Source organism: Magnetospirillum sp. UT-4 (assembly GCF_902729435.1).
Classification (GTDB): Bacteria; Pseudomonadota; Alphaproteobacteria; order Rhodospirillales; family Magnetospirillaceae; genus Magnetospirillum.
Genome location: NZ_CACVCG010000046.1, coordinates 160,433 through 179,522 on the forward strand (window position 1 = coordinate 160,433; position 19,090 = coordinate 179,522).

18 protein-coding genes are annotated in these 19,090 nt (G+C 69.5%); 10 read left to right on the top strand and 8 right to left on the bottom strand.

What is annotated here, in order from left to right; all coding sequences use genetic code 11:
* Positions 1-56 precede the first annotated feature (56 nt).
* The 4 genes from MTBUT4_RS06690 to MTBUT4_RS06705 are packed head-to-tail and all read right to left on the bottom strand — an operon-like array spanning position 57 to position 4,505.
* Positions 57-971 carry a site-specific tyrosine recombinase XerD gene (locus MTBUT4_RS06690; RefSeq protein ID WP_173978891.1) on the bottom strand — a complete coding sequence of 305 codons (915 nt, stop codon included), beginning with the start codon at positions 969-971 and terminating at the stop codon, positions 57-59.
* A complete protein-coding gene (locus MTBUT4_RS06695) occupies positions 968-2,641 on the bottom strand; it encodes a tetratricopeptide repeat protein (protein WP_173978892.1) in 1,674 nt (557 codons plus the stop codon). The genes MTBUT4_RS06690 and MTBUT4_RS06695 overlap by 4 nt, the downstream gene beginning before the upstream one ends.
* 6 nt (positions 2,642-2,647) lie before the next feature.
* Positions 2,648-4,384, bottom strand: a complete 1,737-nt coding sequence (locus tag MTBUT4_RS06700; RefSeq protein ID WP_173978893.1) for an antifreeze protein — start codon at positions 4,382-4,384, stop codon at positions 2,648-2,650.
* The gene (locus MTBUT4_RS06705) at positions 4,365-4,505 is read right to left on the bottom strand and encodes a hypothetical protein (RefSeq protein WP_173978894.1); all 141 of its coding nucleotides are present in this window, start codon (positions 4,503-4,505) and stop codon (positions 4,365-4,367) included. The genes MTBUT4_RS06700 and MTBUT4_RS06705 overlap by 20 nt, the downstream gene beginning before the upstream one ends.
* A 169-nt stretch (positions 4,506-4,674) precedes the next feature.
* Between MTBUT4_RS06705 and MTBUT4_RS06710 the strand changes: the two genes are divergently transcribed.
* From MTBUT4_RS06710 to MTBUT4_RS06730, 5 genes are all read left to right on the top strand, one after another.
* The gene (locus tag MTBUT4_RS06710; RefSeq protein ID WP_173978895.1) at positions 4,675-5,235 is read left to right on the top strand and encodes a shikimate kinase; all 561 of its coding nucleotides are present in this window, start codon (positions 4,675-4,677) and stop codon (positions 5,233-5,235) included.
* A complete protein-coding gene (gene aroB, locus MTBUT4_RS06715; protein ID WP_173978896.1) occupies positions 5,232-6,335 on the top strand; it encodes a 3-dehydroquinate synthase in 1,104 nt (367 codons plus the stop codon). Before MTBUT4_RS06710 ends, aroB begins: the two co-directional genes overlap by 4 nt.
* A 3-nt stretch (positions 6,336-6,338) precedes the next feature.
* Complete coding sequence (locus tag MTBUT4_RS06720) at positions 6,339-7,619, top strand: HlyC/CorC family transporter (protein ID WP_173978897.1); 1,281 nt, start codon at positions 6,339-6,341, stop codon at positions 7,617-7,619.
* Between the two features lie 46 nt (positions 7,620-7,665).
* Positions 7,666-7,959, top strand: coding sequence for a nucleotidyltransferase family protein (locus MTBUT4_RS06725; RefSeq protein WP_173978898.1), 294 nt, complete (start codon positions 7,666-7,668; stop codon positions 7,957-7,959).
* 71 nt (positions 7,960-8,030) lie between these two features.
* Positions 8,031-8,306, top strand: a complete 276-nt coding sequence (locus MTBUT4_RS06730; protein WP_256367227.1) for a DUF86 domain-containing protein — start codon at positions 8,031-8,033, stop codon at positions 8,304-8,306.
* A 1-nt stretch (position 8,307) separates the two neighbouring features.
* On the opposite strand, the gene MTBUT4_RS06735 is transcribed toward MTBUT4_RS06730, so the two are convergent.
* Entirely contained in the window at positions 8,308-8,583 is a 276-nt protein-coding gene (locus tag MTBUT4_RS06735) for a BolA family transcriptional regulator (RefSeq protein WP_173978900.1), read from the bottom strand.
* 129 nt (positions 8,584-8,712) lie between these two features.
* On the opposite strand from MTBUT4_RS06735, the gene MTBUT4_RS06740 reads away from it, so the two are divergent.
* From MTBUT4_RS06740 to cobT, 3 genes are read left to right on the top strand one after another with little or no spacing between them, the layout of a single operon-like run.
* A complete protein-coding gene (locus MTBUT4_RS06740) occupies positions 8,713-9,285 on the top strand; it encodes a J domain-containing protein (protein WP_173978901.1) in 573 nt (190 codons plus the stop codon).
* A gap of 36 nt (positions 9,286-9,321) precedes the next feature.
* Positions 9,322-10,323, top strand: a complete 1,002-nt coding sequence (cobS, locus tag MTBUT4_RS06745; protein WP_173978902.1) for a cobaltochelatase subunit CobS — start codon at positions 9,322-9,324, stop codon at positions 10,321-10,323.
* A gap of 10 nt (positions 10,324-10,333) precedes the next feature.
* Complete coding sequence (cobT, locus tag MTBUT4_RS06750) at positions 10,334-12,220, top strand: cobaltochelatase subunit CobT (protein ID WP_173978903.1); 1,887 nt, start codon at positions 10,334-10,336, stop codon at positions 12,218-12,220.
* A gap of 606 nt (positions 12,221-12,826) precedes the next feature.
* Here cobT and MTBUT4_RS19885 read toward each other — a convergent pair.
* From MTBUT4_RS19885 to MTBUT4_RS06765, 3 genes are all read right to left on the bottom strand, one after another.
* A complete protein-coding gene (locus MTBUT4_RS19885) occupies positions 12,827-13,048 on the bottom strand; it encodes a helix-turn-helix domain-containing protein (protein WP_173978904.1) in 222 nt (73 codons plus the stop codon).
* Positions 13,049-13,146: 98 nt separating this feature from the next.
* The gene (locus MTBUT4_RS06760; RefSeq protein WP_173978905.1) at positions 13,147-13,863 is read right to left on the bottom strand and encodes a hypothetical protein; all 717 of its coding nucleotides are present in this window, start codon (positions 13,861-13,863) and stop codon (positions 13,147-13,149) included.
* 152 nt (positions 13,864-14,015) lie between these two features.
* Entirely contained in the window at positions 14,016-15,995 is a 1,980-nt protein-coding gene (locus tag MTBUT4_RS06765; protein ID WP_173978906.1) for a protein meaA, read from the bottom strand.
* A gap of 232 nt (positions 15,996-16,227) precedes the next feature.
* Between MTBUT4_RS06765 and ccrA the strand changes: the two genes are divergently transcribed.
* Together ccrA and MTBUT4_RS06775 are read left to right on the top strand one after the other, a co-directional pair.
* The gene (gene ccrA / locus MTBUT4_RS06770) at positions 16,228-17,517 is read left to right on the top strand and encodes a crotonyl-CoA carboxylase/reductase (RefSeq protein WP_173978907.1); all 1,290 of its coding nucleotides are present in this window, start codon (positions 16,228-16,230) and stop codon (positions 17,515-17,517) included.
* A gap of 91 nt (positions 17,518-17,608) precedes the next feature.
* A complete protein-coding gene (locus tag MTBUT4_RS06775) occupies positions 17,609-19,087 on the top strand; it encodes an ATP-binding protein (protein ID WP_173978908.1) in 1,479 nt (492 codons plus the stop codon).
* Positions 19,088-19,090: the final 3 nt, after the last annotated feature.

Here is a 19,090-nt window from a genome sequence, read left to right on the forward strand (position 1 = left end):
CCGCCCTGATATCACCCGGCGGCGGCGCGCGACTTGATTTCGGCCAAGCGGCCAGATCAGGTGGTCTTGCGCCCCAGCCCGGCCAGCGGGTGATGCTGCTGCACCAGCCGCGTCTTGGGCTCGTCGAGGACGTGGGTATAGATCTCGGTGGTGGCGATGTCGGCGTGGCCCAGCAATTCCTGCACCACCCGCAGATCGGCGCCGTGGGCCAGCATGTGGGTGGCGAAGGCGTGGCGCAGCACGTGGGGCGACAGCCGGCGCGGATCGATGCCGGCCGTCATGCCGACGCGCAGCAGGCGGCGGGCGAAGTGCGAGCGGCTGAGATGCCCGCTCCGGCCGCTGCCGGGAAACAGCCAGCGCGAGCCGGCCTTGCCCAGCAGCGCCGCCCGCACCGGCTTCCACGCGGCGATGGCGGTGCGGGCGGGGTCGGACAGCGGCACCATGCGCTCCTTGTCGCCCTTGCCGCGCACCACCAGCACGTCGGGGTCGCGGGCCAATGCGGCGAAGGGCAGGCCGACCAGTTCCGACACCCTGAGGCCGGTGGCGTACAGCAGCTCCAGCAGCGCCGTCATCATCTCGCCGTACGGGGTGGCGAGGGCGCGGGCGGCCTCCAGCAGCGCGTCGACCTCGGCCTCGTCCAGCACCTTGGGCAGCGGCCGGCCCTTGCGCGGCGAATCCAGCTTCGAGGTGGGATCGTCGCCGCGCCAGCCCTCGGCGAAGGCGAAACGGTAGAACTGGCGAAAGGCCGACAGCCGCCGCGCCTGGGTCCGCGTCGCCATGCCGACATCGGCCAGGGACTTGAGATAGGCCGACAGATCCGCGGCCTCGGCATCCAGCGCCGTGCGCCCGCGCCGGGCCAGGAATTCCGCCAGGTCGTCCAGGTCGCGGCGATAGGCGTCGAGGGTGTTGGCGGCGGCGCCGCGTTCGACGCTCATCATTTCCAGGAAGGTGTCGATGGGGCGGGAAATCATTTCGTATTTCCCCCTCCCCCCGCGTGGGGGAGGGTCGTTTCCTCATCACCCCCTCCCCCCTCGTGGGGGAGGGTCGGGGTGGGGGGGGAACCGCGTCGGCGCCGGGGTTTGCGACTCCACCCCTCCCCATCAAGGGGAGGGGAGTTTTTCAGCCATCCCTGCAGCGCCGTCCTGACCTGGCGCAGCAGCGGCGGCCAGTCGCCGGGGGCGGGCTGGCGGAACAGGCGGGCCTGCGCGTACCACGGGCAGGTGTCGCCATCGAACCAGCGCCAGTCGGCGCCGTGGTGCAGCATCATCAGGCTGGGCACCCCCAGCGCCCCGGCCAGATGGGCCACCGCGGTATCCACCGTCACCACCAGGTCCAGGGCGGCGATGGCGGCGGCGGTGTCGGCGAAATCGGCCAGATGCGGTTCCAGGTCCATGGCCAGGCGCGTCACCGGCGCCTTCTCCTCCTCGCTCAGGCCCTTCTGCAGGCTGAAGAACCGCGCCCCGTCGATGCCCTCGACCACCGCCTCGGCGAACATGGCGGCGGGCAGGAAGCGATGGGGGTCAAGGCCTTTGCGGGTCGAGGACCAGCACAGGCCGATGCGCGGCCCGCCGCCTTCGACCCGGGTGAAGCGGCCCGGCGGCGGCGCCAGATAGGGGGCGGCAACCATGTGGTCGTCGCAGCCGACGAAGAACCCGGGCAGCGACATGACATAGGCGAAGCGGTCGGCGGCGGGCAGCTTGCGGTCGTCGCGCACCACCTCGATGCCGGGCAGGCTGGCGGCCAGCAGCTCGACCAGCGGAGGCTGGCAGGCGAACACCACCTTGTCGCAGCGTTCGGCGGCGCGCGGCAGGAAGCGGGCGAAATTGATGGAATCGCCGAAGCCGATCTCGCGGTGGACCAGCAGGGTGCCCTTGAACGGGGTGCCGTCCCACAGCGGCGCGGTGGCCGGCGGCTCCGCGAAGCGGCGGCGCTTCAGGCGCCATTCCCACTCGGCCCAGCCTTCGGTGAAGTGGCGCTGGTGCAGCAGCGTCCAGGCCAGGCCGTAATGGGCCTCGGCATAATCGGGCCACACCGCGATGGCGCGGCGGAAGGCAGCCTCGGCCTCGTCCAGGCGGCGCTGCAGCAGCCGGGTCGAGCCCAGATTGTTGAGGATCTCGGGATTGTCGGGCTGCAGCGCCAGGGCCTTGGCATGGGCCTTCTCGGCCTGCTTGAGGTCGCCCACCTGCTGCCACGCCGCCCCCACATAGGACCATGGCACCGGGTCCTTCGGGGTCAGGCGGGCGGCGGCGGCGAAGGCGTCCACCGCGGCGCGGCTCTCCTCCAGGTCGAGGCAGCAGACGCCCAGATTGCGGAAGTACGAGGGATGGGCGCGGATGGCCAGCGCCCGGCGCAGCAGGGCGGCGGCGGCGGCGGGGCGCCGGTTGTCCATCTCCAGCTTGGCCAGGTTGTAGAGCAGGTCGGGATTGGTCGGCGCCAGCGCCAGCGCGCGGTCATAGGCGGCCCGCGCCCCGGCCGGATCGCCCATGGCCTTGAGGGTGATGGCGATGGCGTTCAGCACCGCCGCATCGGGGCGCTGCCGGCGCACCTTCTCGAACAGCGCCAGGGCGCGGTCGTGGCGGCCGGCCTTGGCGTGGGCGACGCCTTCGGCGAACAGTCGCTCACGTCCGCCGGGGCCGGCCATGGGGGATCAGACCCCGTTGGCCAGCAGGGCCTCGACCGCCAGCCGGCGCGCCTCGTCGCCCAGGCCGACCACCGCCAGGGCGCTGACCGCCTCGGACAGGGTCAGCACGTCGAGGCGGTCCAGCGGCGTGTCGCCGATGGCCGCCAGCGCCGCCAGCACGGTGCCGCCCAGCCGGGCGTCAAGGGCCGCCGCCTGCAGCATGGCGAACAGGCCCGGCTTCGGTCCGCCGGTGGGCAGTGCCAAGGTGTCGAGCCAGGCGGCCTCGGGCACCTTGGCCCCCAGCCCGGCGAGCACGCCCAGCACCACCCCGGTGCGCCGCGCCGCGATTTCGGGCGGCAGGCCGGCCAGGGTGGCGCGCCAGGCGGCGAAGCCCTGGGTGCCGGCCGGCTGGCCGGGCATCGCGGCGGCCACCGCCGACAGCGGCCACAGCGCGTCGGCGGCCTTGGCGGCCGGGTCGGCGCGGGCCATGTCGAGCCACTTGGCCGCCGCCTCGGGCCGGTCGAGGGCATACATCGCCCGCGCCAGCGCCGGAGCCGGAGCGGCCAGGGCCGGGTCGGGCTTGATGGTCCACAGGATGGCCTCGAACACGCGGGCGGCGGCGGCGACTTCGCCCTTGGCCGCCGCCAGTTCCACCGCCTTGGCGGCGAATTTCGCCTTCAGCGCCGGATCGGGCTGGTCGGTGGCGGCACGGAACAGCAGCGCCCGCGCCCGCACCCCGGCGCCGTCGGCCTTGGTCAGCGGGGTGGCCATCTCGTCCGGCGCGAACACCATGTCCAGATACAGCTTGCGCAAGCTGTCGATGGGCAGCACGCCGGCCGCCTCGGCCCGCTCGGCGGCGGCCAGGCGCAGCTCGGGCGGGGCGCCGGCCTGCACCGCCAGCCTCTGCGCCACCGCCACCGGCGCCGCCGCCAGCGATTGCGGCGGCAGCGCCATGCGGGCGGCGGAGAAGGCGGCCATGTGCAGCGGCGTGGCCATGCTCAGCTGGATCTTGTCGGCCGGCACCGGCGGCAGCCCGGCCATGACCTCGGCGGCGGCGATGAAGGCCTGGTCGGGGTCCTTGCGCTCGCGCAGCAGATCGAGGCCGAGATTGCCCTGCAGCATGTTGCCGGCGCTGAAATGGCAGAACACCGACAGCTTCAGGCTGTCGGACTCGACGGCCGGCCCGGCGGTGCGGGCGGCATCGGCACAGGCGCCGGCGACGTCGCCGGCGACCAGCGCCGCCTCGGCCTTGAGCCTGGCCAGCAGCGGCCCGGTGGCGGAAGCCGGCACCGCCTTGGCCAGCTTGGTGGCATTCTCGGAATCGCCCATGGCCATCAGCCGCTCGGCGCGCAAGCCGACCAGGCTGGGCGTATCGGTCTCGCGCGCCCCCTCGGGCGGCGGCGCGGCGGTGAGCAGCAGGCGGCGTTCGAGGCCGCGCACCGTGGCCGAGGCTCCGGCGCCGGGCAGCAGCGGCAGCAGGGCGCGGGCGACCGGCGCCGGCGTACCGGCCCACAGAGTGGCGGGGAAGCCGCCCTGGGAGGAATCGAGCACGCCCGCCGCCTCGGGGTTCGGCGGCTTCAGCGCGTCCACCGCGATGGGGCCGGCCACCGACGACGCCGGCGGGTCCATGCGTTCCATGGTCTCGGGGTCGAAGGGGGTGACCGGCGGCAGCACCTGCCCGGTTCCCTGCGCCGCCGCGGAAGCGCCGGACAGCAGGAGGGCGGACAGGAAAAGGGCGGAAACTCTAGCGCGGCAGACGGTCATCGGGGATCACCTTCTCGACCGTCGCCAGGGGCGGCGGCAGATCGAACGTTGCGAGGAAGGCACCGCCGCCGACCACGACGGCGAGCAGCAGGACGACCAGGATTCCGGCGATCTTGCTCATGGGTTGGGATGAACCTTGCTTGAGGACGTTCTGGACACGCCCGGTGCCGGGCGGATAAAAGCGGCAGAAGCGCCCGTCTGGGCGCGTCACCAAGGCTAGGGTCCGACCATGGCGACTTTGGGGCAGTGTATCGGCCTCGCCCCGGCCGATCAACGGCGCACCACCGGCGATGACTAGTCCTCTGCCGGAAGGCGAGCCCGTCCGCCCGCCCCGCCCCATCGTCCTGATCGGATTGATGGGGGCCGGCAAGTCCTGCGTCGGCCGCCGGCTGGCGGCCCGGCTGGGGGTTCCCTTCCTCGATTCCGATGCCGAGTTCGAGGCCGCCGCCGGCTGCACCATCGCCGATTATTTCACCCGCTTCGGCGAGCCCGCCTTCCGCGACGGCGAGCGCAAGGTGATCGCCCGCCTGATGGAGGGGCCGCTTTGCGTCCTGGCCACCGGCGGCGGCGCCTTCTGCGACCCCGAGACGCGGGCCCGCATCCGCGCCGGCGCCGTCACCGTGTGGCTGCGCGCCGAGCTCGACCTGCTGGTCAAGCGCACCGCCGGGCGCGACCACCGGCCGCTGCTGAAGCAGGGCGACCCGCGCGAGATCCTGGCCCGCCTGATGGCGGCGCGCTATCCCGTCTACGCCGAGGCCGACATCGTCATCGACACCACCGACGAGCCGGCCGACGTCACCGTCGGCAAGGTGTACGATGCCCTGGCCGATTTCGCGGAGCACCACCGATGACCACCGATACGCTCACCCTCGACCTCGGCGAGCGCAGCTACGACATCCACATCGGCACGGGCCTGGTCGACCGCGCCGGCACCCTGATGCGCCCGGTGATGCGGGGCTCTCGCGCCTTCGTGGTCACCGACGACACCGTGGCGCCGCTGTATCTCGACCGCCTGCTGGCATCGCTGGATGCCGCCGGCATCACCCACGGCCACACCATCCTGCCGCACGGCGAGCACACCAAGAGCTTCGCCCACCTGGAAGCCCTGATCGAGGCCCTGCTGGACGCCCGCTGCGAGCGTTCGACCACGCTGGTCGCCCTGGGCGGCGGGGTGATCGGCGACCTGGCCGGCTTCGCCGCCGCCATCCTGCAGCGCGGCATCGACTTCGTGCAGGTGCCGACCACCCTGCTGGCCCAGGTCGACAGCTCGGTGGGCGGCAAGACCGGCATCAACACCCGTCACGGCAAGAACCTGGTCGGCGCCTTCCACCAGCCCCGCCTGGTGCTGGCCGATACCGGCGCGCTGGCCACCCTGCCCCGGCGCGAGGTGCTGGCCGGGTACGGCGAGGTGGTGAAGTACGGCGTCATCGACGACGAGGGCTTCTTCGCCTGGCTGGAGGCCGAGGGGACGCGGGTGATCGACGGAGACGAGGCGGCGCGCCGCCATGCCGTCGCCGTCTCGTGCCGGGCCAAGGCCCGCATCGTCGCCGCCGACGAGCGCGAAGGCGGAGTGCGCGCCCTGCTCAACCTGGGCCACACCTTCGGCCATGCCCTCGAGGCCGAGGTCGGGTTCTCCGACGAAGTGCTGCACGGCGAGGCGGTGGCCATCGGCATGGTGATGGCCATGACCCTGTCGGCGCGCCTCGGCCTCGCCCCCCAGGCCGACGTCGAGCGGCTGGCCCGCCATCTGGAGGCGGTCGGCCTGCCGGTCCGCCTGCCCGGCCAGCGGCGCTGGGATGCCGACCGGCTGCTGCACCACATGGCCGGTGACAAGAAGGTCAAGGACGGCACGGTCACCTTCGTGCTGGCCAGGGGAATCGGCGCCAGCTTCCTGACCCGCGAGGTGCCGGCCGAGGCGCTGCGGGCGATGCTGCTGGATTTCACGGGCTGACCCATGGACGACATCGCCTTTTCCCTCGCCGTCATCTTCGCCCTGCTGCTGATGTCGGCCTTCTTCTCTGGCTCCGAGACGGCGCTGACCGCGGTGTCGCGGCCCTACATGCACCAGCTCGAGGCCGAGGGCAGCCGCGGCGCCCGCCTGGTCAACCGCCTGATCGGCGCCCGCGACCGACTGATCGGCGCCATCCTGCTGGGCAACAATCTGGTCAACATCCTGGCCTCGTCGCTGGCCACCAGCGCCATGATGACCATGTTCGGCGAGGCCGGCATCGCCTATGCCACCGCCGGCATGACGGTGATCGTGGTGCTGTTCGGCGAGGTGCTGCCCAAGACCTACGCCATCTACCACGCCAACCGCGTCGCCCTGTTCGTGGCGCCGCCGGTGGCGGCGGTGGTCGGCCTGCTGTCGCCGGTGGTGCGCGGCATCGAGGTGGTGACCCGGGTGATCTTCCGCCTGTTCGGCGCCAAGTTCGCCACCGAGGCCTCCATCGAGACCGCCATGATGGAGCTGCGGGGCGCCATCGAGGTCCATACCTCGCAGGACGAGGTCAGGGAGGAGCGGCGCATGCTGCGCTCGATCCTCGAGCTGGGCGACGTCGAGGTGGGCGCGGTGATGACCCACCGGCGCAAGACCGTCACCGTGGATGCCGGCCTGCCCCCGGACGAGGCGGTCGACCAGATCCTGAAGACCCCCTACACCCGCATCCCGCTGTGGCGCGACCAGCCCGACAACATCGTCGGGGTGATCCATGCCAAGGACGTGCTGCGCGCCGTCCGCGCCCTGGGCGGCGAAGTGGCCCGCCTCGATCTCGGCGAACTGGCCTCGCCGCCTTGGTTCATCCCCGATTCCACCACCCTGCTGGAGCAGCTGCAGGCCTTCCGCGCCCGGCGCGAGCACTTCGCCCTGGTGGTGGACGAATACGGCGCGCTGATGGGGGTGGTGACGCTGGAGGACATCCTGGAGGAGATCGTCGGCGACATCGCCGACGAGCACGACGTGACGGTGGCCGGCGTCCATCCCCAGGCCGACGGCTCCTATGTGGTCGACGGCACGGTCACCATCCGCGACCTCAACCGCCAGCTGGAATGGCGCCTGCCCGACGACGAGGCCGCCACCGTCGCCGGCCTGGTGCTGCACGAAAGCCGCCAGATCCCCAATGTCGGCCAGGTGTTCCGCTTCCACGGCTTCCGCTTCGAGATCCTGCGCCGCCACCGCAACCAGGTGACCTCGCTGAAGGTGACGCCGCCCGCAGAGCCGGCCCGCGAGGGGGGCTGACGCCGGAGCGCCGGACTCGCTATATTCACCCGAGGAGGCAGCATCCATGCGCACCCTCGACGACATCCTGGTCCAATTGCGGGCGATCAAGCCCGAGCTGGAGCGCCGCTACCCGATCCGCGAGCTGGCGGTGTTCGGCTCGTATGCCCGCGGCGAGCAGACCGAGGACAGCGACCTCGACGTGCTGGTGCTGCCGGGCGAGGGGATGACGCTTATTGAGTTCGCGGGTCTGCAGCGGGAACTCAGCGAAAGCCTGGGTCTGGCCGTGGACCTTGTCAGCAAGAGAGCCCTTCGTCCCCGCATCGGCGAACGCATCCTGGCCGAAGCGACGGCCATATGAAGCGAACTGTCCTCGACTTTCTCGACGAGATGCTCGAATACGGCACCCGTGCTGTCAAATTCACCTAGGCCATCGAATTCGGCGAGTTCGAAGCCGACGTCAAGACGCAGATGGCTGTGTCAAAGGCCATGGAGGTGCTGGGCGAAGCTGCGCGCCGGATTCCGGATCACATCCGGGAGTGCCATCCGGACATTCCCTGGCGCGACATCGTCGGCATGCGCAACACCCTGGCCCACGCCTATTCCGGGGTGGATCTCCACATGCTGTTCGCGACGGCGCGGCAATCGGTCCCCCTGTTGCTGAAGGAACTGCCGGCCGTCATCGCCACCGCCAAGGAATTCGGCTGACCTACTCTCCCGGCGCCTTGGTGACCAGGGCCAGGGCATGGACCGGGCCGGCCAGTTCCTCGGCCAGCAGGGTGTTGACCATGCGGTGGCGCTCGATGCGGGACTTGCCTTCGAAGGCCGGCGACACGATCTCGATGGAGAAGTGGCTTTCGCCGTCGTGGCTGCCGTGGCGATGACCGGCATGGCCGGCGTGACGGGCGGAATCGTCGGTGACGGCGAGACGCGACGGAGCCAGCCCCTCGGTCAGTTTGCGCTCGATGCTGGCACGAACCTTCATTCTCCCTCCTCGTGGAACGGACCCATGGCGTTCCCCCGAAGTGGTATGGCCGAAGGCCGCCGTCAAGGTCCCGCAAACCTTGCCAGCGCGAACCTTGCCAGCGCAACCTCCAGCCCTCATTATGCCGGGATGAAGGCCTCCGGCACCAAGCGATCCTGGCGCGTCGCCTATGCTCCCGCCGAGCCCTCCGCTGCGACGCGCGCCTGCGACCACCCCGGCTGTACCCACGAGGGCGAGTACCGGGCGCCGCGCTCGCGCGACAACCTGAACGAATACTACTGGTTCTGCCTCGACCACGTGCGGGCCTACAATTCGGCCTGGGACTACTACAAGGGCATGACCCCCGAGCAGATCGAGGACGAGATCCGCACCTCCACCACCTGGCAGCGCCCGACCTGGCCGCTGGGGAGCAAGACCGGCAACCGCCGCTTCTCGTTCTCCATCCACGATCCCCTGGGCGTGTTCGCCGAGGAGGCCGAGGAGATGGCCAAGGCCAAAACCCGTCCGCCGACCCCGGAGGAGGAGGCCATGACGGTGCTGGAGCTGGTACCGCCGGTGACCGTGAAGGCGCTGAAGGCCCGCTACAAGCAGTTGGTCAAGCAGCACCACCCGGACGCCAACAACGGCGACAAGGACGCCGAGGAACGCTTCAAAGACATCAGCCGGGCCTATACCATCCTGCTCAACAGCCTCACCGCCTGAGCCCGCATCAGGCCATCCACTGGGACCTCGACCATCATGACCGCGACTTCCGCCAGCCCGCTCGCCTCGGACCACCCGCTCGCCATGCCCGACACCGAAGTGTCGGTGCGCGAGGCCTTCGGCATCGACGCCGACCTCAAGGTGCCCGCCTTCAGCGTCGGCTCCGAGCACGTGCCAGAGCTGGACCCCGCCTACCGCTTCGACCGCGACACCACCCTGGCCATCCTGGCCGGCTTCGCCTTCAACCGCCGGGTGATGGTCCAGGGCTATCACGGCACCGGCAAGTCCACCCATATCGAGCAGGTGGCGGCCCGCCTCAACTGGCCCTGCATCCGCATCAACCTGGACAGCCACGTCAGCCGCATCGACCTGATCGGCAAGGACGCCATCGTGCTGAAGGACGGCAAGCAGGTCACCGAGTTCCGCGAGGGCATCCTGCCCTGGGCGCTGCAGCATCCCTGCGCCCTGGTGTTCGACGAATACGATGCCGGCCGCCCCGACGTGATGTTCGTCATCCAGCGGGTGCTGGAGGTCGAGGGCAAGCTCACCCTGCTCGACCAGAACCGGGTGATCCGTCCCCACCCCGCCTTCCGCCTGTTCTCCACCGCCAACACGGTGGGCCTGGGCGACACCACCGGCCTCTATCACGGCACCCAGCAGATCAACCAGGGCCAGATGGACCGCTGGAACATCGTCGCCACCCTGAACTACCTGGAGCACGACGCCGAGGTCGGCATCGTGGTGGCCAAGCTGCCGGGCTGGGCCGACGACAAGGGCCGCGAGACGGTGGGCCGCATGGTGTCGCTGGCCGACCTGTCGCGCCAGGGCTTCATGAACGGCGACATCTCCACCGTCATGAGCCCGCGCACGGTCATCACCTGGGCCGAGAACGCCAAGATCTTCGGCGACGTCGCCTTCGCCTTCCGCCTCACCTTCCTCAACAAGTGCGACGAGGTGGAGCGGCCGGTGATCGCCGAGTACTACCAGCGCTGCTTCGGCGTCGAGCTGCCCGAGACGCCCGCCCGCGTGGCCATGTAGGAGCCCGCCCTTGGCCGCCGAGCGCAACGCCCCGTCCTCGTCCGCGCCGCCCGCCGGCGGCCGCGACGAGACGCCGGCCGATCTGCTGCGCCGCTGCACCACCGCCACCCTGCGGGCCATCGCCGGCCGCGCCGACCTGGAGGTCGGCTACGTCGCCGGCGGCGCCTCGGTGCGCGGCGCCGAGGTGCGGCTGCCGGTGCCGCCGCGGCAGGTGACCGAGGCCGATCTGGTGCGGCTGCGCGGCACCTCGGACGCCGTGGCGCTCCGGTTCCGCTACCACGACGACGCCCTGCACGCCCGGCGCATGCCGCCGGGGCCCGAGGCCCGCCGGGTCTACGAGGCGGTCGAGCAGGCCCGCATCGAGGCGCTGGGGGCGCGCCGCATGGCCGGCGTCGCCGCCAACATCGCCGCCGTGCTGGAAAGCCGCAGCCGCGCCGAGGGCCTGGACCGCGCGGCCAAGCGCGAGGACGTGCCGCTGGCCGAGGCCATGCGGCTGATCGCCCGCCAGCACTTCACCGGCCAGGAACCGCCGCCCTCGGCCCGCATCGCGGTCGAGCTGTGGCGGCCCTATGTGGAGGAGAAGGTGGGCGGCTCCCTCGACCGCCTGGGCGGGCTGATCGGCGACGAGGACGCCTTCTCGGGGGCGCTGAAGGACCTGCTGGGGGCGCTCGACCTGTTCTCGGACAACGAGCTCGAGGACCAGGAGAAGACCGAGCAGGAGGAGGGCCAGGAAGCCCGCGAGGGCGAGGCCCAGGGCGGCCGCGACGAGGAGAAGGATCGCCAGGGCGACGGGGCGAAAAGCGAAGGCCAGCCCCAGGCCGCCCCAGGCTCGGCCGAGGGCGACGGTGAGCAGGAGGGGCTGGAAAGCGCCGGCGAGACGGTGGTGGCCGGCGCCGGCACCGAGGAGCCGGGCGGCCCCAGCCGCCAGCGCCCGATGTTCGCGCCCAAGGGCGATGCCGTCGGCGACAAGCCCTACCGCGCCTTCACCACCCGCTTCGACCAGGTGGTGGCGGCCGAGGATCTGTGCGAGGCCGACGAGCTGGCCCGGCTGCGCGCCCAGCTCGACAGCCAGATGGCCCACCTGCAGGGGGTGGTGGCCCGCCTGGCCAACCGGCTGCAGCGCAAATTGATGGCGCAGCAGACCCGGTCGTGGGATTTCGACCTCGAGGAAGGCATCCTGGATACCGGGCGGCTCGCCCGCATCATCGCCAACCCCACCCATTCGCTGTCGTTCAAGGCGGAGAAGGAAACCGACTTCCGCGACACCGTGGTCAGCTTGCTGATCGACAATTCCGGCTCCATGCGCGGCCGCCCCATCACCGTGGCGGCCCTCAGCGCCGAGATCCTGGCCCGCACCCTGGAGCGCTGCGGCGTCAAGGTCGAGGTGCTGGGCTTCACCACCCGGGCGTGGAAGGGCGGCAGCGCGCGCGAGGCCTGGCAGGCCGAGGGCAAGCCGGCCAATCCCGGCCGCCTCAACGATCTGCGGCACATCGTCTACAAGTCCGCCGACGCGCCGTGGCGCCGGGCCCGGCGCAACATCGGCCTCATGCTGCGCGAAGGCATCCTCAAGGAGAACATCGACGGCGAGGCGCTGATGTGGGCGCACGACCGCCTGCTGGCCCGGCCCGAGCAGCGGCGCATCCTGATGGTCATCTCGGACGGCGCGCCGGTGGACGATTCCACCTTGTCGGTCAATCCCGGCAACTTCCTGGAAAAACACCTGCGCGACGTCATCGGCTTCATCGAGCAGCGCTCGGACGTCGAGCTGATCGCCATCGGCATCGGCCACGACGTCACCCGCTACTACCACCGCGCCGTCACCATCATGGATGCCGAGGACCTGGGCGGCACCATGCTGGCCCAGCTGGCCGCCCTGTTCGACGAGGGCGAGGGATAGGTCCTCTTTCCCCGTCCCCCCGGTTGGCTAGGGGTTTCACAAACCTTCCCCGCCTTTCCATTGCCCTGTCGTCATGGCCGGACATGATCCAAGGCTATCCGGTTTAATTTTCGGCTGGCAATTGCCCCCTCGCCCGCTTGCGGGAGAGGGGGGCGAGCGCCAGCGAGCCGGGGTGAGGGCGGCGCGCGTCGGCGCGCCCAAGACCTGGAGAAACCAGCGCTTTCGCTGTCGCGAAGCGCACCTCGCGGCGCGCACCCTCTCCCTCCCGTCGCTGTCGCGACGGGCCCCTCCCTCTCCCGCAAGCGGGCGAGGGTAATCCTGTCTACTTCGGCCAGCGTCACCCTGGACGCAGCCGTCACCAAGGGCTCCAGAAGGCAATCCGAAAATTAAACCGGACAGCCGTGGACATGATCCAAGGCTATCCGGCTCCGGTCGTTCGACCTCCTTTCCGTCATGCCCGGGCTTGACCCACGGATATCCGGTTAGAGTATCCGTGTTGATCAAGCGGTTTTTGGCATCCATGGACGCCCTGCCTTGAGCAGGGCGTTTGCCAAGACGATGAGCTTTCGCAGTCAGGCCGCTGCTGCTCGGCGGCGTGTGCTGTTCCTATTGAAGGTCATGCCGTGGCGTTCCAACAGGCGCCATACGGTGCGAGTGGCGGTCGCCGCCGAGAGGTTTGGGATCGGCAAGTCCGTCCCGGCGCCAGCGGCTCACCCATTTGATCGCCGTCGAGGCGGCCACCCCGAAACGCTTCGCTGCCGAGCGGCAGGATTGCCCATCCTCCACGGCGGCAATCAGGCGCTGGCGCAGGTCTTTGGAAAGCGGCACCCCGTGGGTGGCCGGACCAAGCCCGGCTATGCGAGCAACGCGTTGAAATATCCTGTAAAAATATGTGAGGCAGCAGGCAGGGCGACGAAAAAATGGGACTACACCACCACCCGCACCGTCTCCGGCATCGGCACCGGCGCTTCCGCCGGAGACTCCCAGCCGCGCGACGCCTCGCCGATATCGTCGCCGGACCTGGCAAAATCGCCGGCGATGTCGTCCAGCTCGCGGTCCTGGGCGTCCTTCTGGCGGGCCAGACGCAGGGCGAAGTCCATCAGCCGCTTCAGCTGCGCGTAAAGCTCGGACGCGTCGTCGAGGCCGGAGCGGTCGGCGATGGCGGCCTGGTTGCGCTGGTACCGGGCCAGGGCGACGTCGCGCATGGCCTCGCCCGGCGGCCGGGCCGCCACCACCTCGCCCAGCGGCCGGGCCGCCACCACTTCGCCCGCCGGCCGGGCCGCCACTTCGGGCGATGTCGCGTCCTTGGCGGGATCGGCCGGCAGCGGATCGGGGCCGGCGTCGCACCAGTCCCGCGCCGCGCCTGCGACCCGCCGCGCCAGGTCGCGGATCTGCCGCGCCGCCGCTTTGGGGTCGAGCATGCTGACCAGCGCCAGCGCCGCGATCTGGCGCTTCAGGGCGTCGAGGGATTGGCGGGCCAGCGCCTTGCGTCCGCGGGCAAGGTCCACCGCCAGCTGGAGCGGCCCGCGCGGAGCCTCGTCCAGCCGCTTCGCCACCGCCGCCGCCTGGGCGGTGCGTTCGGTCATGGGGATTTTCGCCAAGGCGCCCGGCCCCGCCGGCGCCGCACCGATTCTGGTCGTCATGTCCGCCTCCGTTCTGGAGCACCGGACCATTTTCGCGCCGATGGGCAACAAAAGGCAACCAGGACAGTACGGTGAGGGGGCAGCCACTTTCCCCGACGCCCCCTCACCGCGCCGCCGCTCGCGGGGCGTTGCCCGCGGCGGCGGTTTCCGGTTCAGGCGGCGGCCGCCCGGTCGCCGACCAGGGCGACGATGTCGCCCATGATGGCGGTGATGTCGTAATCCTTCGGCGTGTAGATGCGGGCGCAGCCGGCGGCCTGCAGCATGCGGGCGTCCTCGGGCGGGATGATGCCGCCGGCCACCACCGGGATGTCGGCCAGGCCGGCCTGGCGCATGCGCTCCAGCACCTCGGTGACCAGCGGCACGTGGCTGCCCGACAGGATCGACAGGCCGACCACGTGCACCCCTTCCTCCAGCGCCGCGTTGACGATCTGGGCGGGGGTCAGCCGGATGCCCTCGTAGACCACCTCCATGCCGGCGTCGCGGGCCCTGACGGCGATCTGCTCGGCGCCGTTGGAATGGCCGTCCAGGCCGGGTTTGCCCACCAGCATCTTGACCCGGCGGCCCAGCCGGGCCGACACCGCGTCCACCTCGGCGCGCACCGCGGCGATCTTCTCGCCCTTGGACTGGGCGGCAGCGCGGGCGACGCCGGTGGGGGCGCGGTATTCGCCGAACACCTCGCGCAGGGTGGCGGCCCATTCGCCGGTGGTCACCCCGGCATGGGCGGCGGCGATGGAGGGTTCCATCACGTTGCGCCCTTCGGTGGCGGCGGCCCTGAGGCCGGCCAGCGCCGCCGCCACCGCCTTGGCGTCGCGCGACGCGCGAAAGGCGGCCAGCCGCTCGATCTGCTCGCGTTCGGCCGAGGCGTCGACGGTGAGGATGGAGCCGTCACCGGTGGTCAGCGGGCTGGGCTCGGTCTCGGTCCACTTGTTGACGCCGACCACCACCTGCTCGCCCGATTCGATGCCGGCGATGCGCCGGGCGTTGGATTCCACCAGCTTCTGCTTCATGTAGCTGGTTTCCACCGCCGCCACCGCGCCGCCCATCTCGCCGATGCGGCCCAGTTCGTCGCGGGCGTCGGCCATCAGCGCCTCGACCTTGGCGGCGATCTCCACCGAGCCGTTGAAGATGTCGCCGTATTCCAGCAGGTCGGTCTCGTAGGCGACGATCTGCTGCAGCCGCAGCGACCATTGCTGGTCCCACGGGCGCGGCAGGCCCAGCGCCTCGTTCCAGGCCGGCAACTGCACCGCGCGGGCGCGGGCATCCTTGGACAGCACCACCGACAGCATCTCCAGCAGGATGCGGTAGACGTTGTTCTCGGGCTGCGGCTCGGTCAGGCCCAGCGAGTTGACCTGCACGCCGTAGCGGAAGCGGCGCAGCTTCTCGTCGGTGATGCCGTAGCGGTCGCGGCAGATCTCGTCCCACAGAGTGGTGAAGGCCCGCATCTTGCACAATTCGGTGACGAAGCGGATGCCGGCATTGACGAAGAAGCTGATGCGCCCGACCACCTGGGGGAAATCGGCCTCGGGCACCATCGGCTTGACGGTGTCGAGCACCGCCACCGCCGTGGCCAGGGCATAGGCCAGCTCCTGCTCGGGCGTCGCCCCGGCCTCCTGCAGATGGTACGAGCAGACGTTCATGGGGTTCCACTTGGGAACCTCGCGGTAGGTGAAGGCGATGACGTCGCCGGTCAGCTTCAGGCTGGGCTGCGGCGCGAAGATGTAGGTGCCGCGCGACAGATACTCCTTGATGATGTCGTTCTGGGTGGTGCCGTTCAGGCTGGACCGCGCCGCCCCCTGCCGCTCGGCGGCGGCGATGTAGAGGGCGAGCAGCCACGGGGCCGGCGCGTTGATGGTCATCGAGGTGTTCATCTTCTCGAGCGGGATGCCCTCGAACAGGGTCATCATGTCGCCGAGGTGGCAGACCGGCACGCCGACCTTGCCGACCTCGCCCTTCGCCAACACATGATCGGAATCGTAGCCCGTCTGCGTCGGCAGGTCGAAGGCGATGGACAGGCCGGTCTGGCCCTTGGCCAGGTTGGTGCGGAACAGCCGGTTGCTCTCCGCCGCCGAGCTGTGGCCGGAATAGGTCCGGAACAGCCAGGGCTTCTCGCGGGCGGGGATATGGTCGGTCATTCCGGCTCACCTTCCTTTATGATGCAGTGCAGCATAAGGCACTGAAATAGCACCACTTGCGACGTAAAATTACCCATCACCGGGGTTGCGCGAAACAAACTATCATTTTGTGCATTGCGAAGAAAGTCGGAAATCGCTACAACTCGGGTGCGGCCCCACGCTTGCGGAGAGGGGACAGCTACCCGCCGGGGCAAACCGGCGGCCTTTTGTTGCATTGCAAGGAGTGACTGGCATGAGCGAAGCGGCGAAGCTGGCCGATGTCCGGCCCGGACAGGTGGTCAAGGATCTCTACGAGATCGGCGAGATTCCGCCGCTCGGCCATGTGCCGAAGCAGATGTACGCCTGGGCCATCCGCAAGGAGCGCCACGGCACGCCCGACACCGCCATGCTGGTCGAGGTGGTCGAGACCCCCGAGATCGATCCGCACGAGGTGCTGATCATGGTGATGGCCGCCGGCGTCAACTACAACGGCGTGTGGGCGGCGCTGGGCAAGCCGATCTCTCCGTTCGACTACCACAAGGCGCCCTATCACATCGCCGGCTCGGATGCCTCGGGCATCGTCTGGGCGGTGGGCGCCAAGGTGAAGCGCTGGAAGGTCGGCGACGAAGTGGTGGTCCACTGCAACCAGGACGACGGCGACGACGAGGAGTGCAACGGCGGCGACCCGATGTTCTCGCCCAGCCAGCGCATCTGGGGCTACGAGACCCCCGACGGCTCCTTCGCCCAGTTCGCCCGCGTCCAGGCGCAGCAGCTGATGCACCGCCCCAAGCACCTGACCTGGGAAGAGAGCGCCTGCTACACCCTGACGCTCGCCACCGCCTACCGCATGCTGTTCGGCCACCGCCCGCACATCCTGCGGCCCGGCCACAACGTGCTGGTGTGGGGCGCGGCCGGCGGCCTGGGGTCCATGGCGATCCAGCTGATCGCGGTGGCCGGCGCCAACGCCATCGGCGTCATCTCGGAAGAGGACAAGCGCGACTTCGTCCTCGGCCTGGGCGCCAAGGGCGTCATCAACCGCAAGGACTTCGACTGCTGGGGCCAGCTGCCCGACGTGGACGGCGACCAGGGGGCGTTCAAGGACTACATGAAGAAGGTCCGCGAGTTCGGCAAGGCCATCTGGGACATCACCGGCAAGGGCAACGACGTCGATTTCGTGTTCGAGCACCCGGGCGAGGCCACCTTCCCGGTGTCGTGCAACGTGGTCAAGCGCGGCGGCATGGTGGTGTTCTGCGCCGGCACCACCGGCTTCAACCTGACCTTCGACGCCCGCTTCGTGTGGATGCGCCAGAAGCGCATCCAGGGCAGCCACTTCGCCAACCTGCTGCAGGCCGCCCAGGCCAACCAGCTGGTCATCGAGCGGCGCCTCGATCCCTGCATGTCCGAGGTGTTCAGCTGGGACGAGATCCCCGCCGCCCACATGAAGATGCTGAGGAACGAGCACAAGCCGGGCAACATGGCGGTGCTGGTCCAGGCCCTGAAGCCCGGCCGCCACACCGTCGAGGACTGCATCGAGGGCGAATAAGTCTCGCATTGAGCCGCCGGCAGGGTGCGCCTTGCCGGCGGCATCTTTTTAACGTAAAAATTTTTACGTTATTCAGAAAAGCCGCCTAACCATGCAGCAGAGCTGGGGATTTTACGGTCGAGCCCGTGAGATCGCCGAGATCCGGACCATCCTGGATCGCGGCCGCTGGTTCTTTTGCGCGATCTCGGGCCGCCGCCGCATCGGCAAGACATCGCTGATCAGGGAGGCATTGCAGGCATCAGGAAAGCCGGTCATTTACGTCCAAATTCCAGATAGCGACGAACGCGGTGTCATACAAGCGTTTCAAGACGCCCTGGAAAGTTCAGGCCACACTGAAAAAAGCGCCCATAGCGTACGCACGTTCCAGGATGTCGTTACGCTCATTGACTTATATTGCGACCTCGGCGTCGTCATTGTCCTTGATGAGTTCCAGTATTTTCACCGGAAAAGTATTTCGTCATTTCAATCCCTTCTCCAGGCCGAGGTTGACCAATTGCGCGATACCTCTGGGGGCGGCCTGTTCGTGCTGGGCTCCATCCACACCGAGATGTCGGCCATTCTGGAAGAGCGCAACGCCCCGCTGTTCAGCCGCATCACTGACCGCCTGACCCTGGAGCACTGGGATTTCGAGACCCTGTTCGAGATGTTCGCCGCCCACGGCATCGATGATCCCCATCACCAATTGTTCCTGTGGTCGCTGTTCGAGGGCGTGCCGAAATTCTACCGCGACGCCTTCGACCAGGGTGTGCTGATTCCCCATATCGACCATCGCCACCGCACCCTGCGCCGGCTGTTCTTCGAGGGCAGCTCACCGTTGCGGGACGAGGCCGACAATTGGTTCCTGCGGGAATTCCGCGGCCGCTACGACACCGTGCTGCGCCTGCTGGCCCGCCTGGGTCCCTGCAGCCACGGCCAACTGGCCGAGGAATTCGGCCGCGCCGGTACCGAGACGGAAAAGCAGCTGGGTGGCTACCTCAAGATTCTGGTCGACAACTACCGCATGGTGGAACGGCAATTGCCGATCTTCGCCGGCAGGAAGGACCGCAAGGGCCGCTATGCCATCACCGACAACTTCCTGATGTCGTGGCTGGGGGCCCTGGCCAAGAACGTTTCCGCCGCCCGCATCATGCCTCTGGAAAAGCCGCTTGCCGCCGCCGACGAGGCCCTGGCTGCCGTCGAGGGCTTCACCTTCGAAAGGATGGTCCGCCAGTTGACCGTCGAATGTTCGCGCAAGGGGCTGGGCGACTTCGCCTTGACCGAGATGGTCCAGGGCTACTGGAACAGCGCCGACATCGAGATCGATCTGGTCGCCATCGACGAAACGAACCGACGCATCCGTTTCGGCGCGTGCAAGCGCAACGCGGACAAGCACGATACCGGCGCCTTCGAAGGCCATGTCGGCCGCTTCCTGGACAGCAGGGAAGGCCGCCGTTTCCGCGACTGGACGGTGGAAAAGGCCTTGTACTCCCCGGCCTTCACCGGCTCCGCTCGAACTCATCTTGAGGCCAGCGGCTATCTCTGCCGCGACCTCGACGATTTCCGCCACCTGTTGTCCCCTCAGAAGGATTAGGCC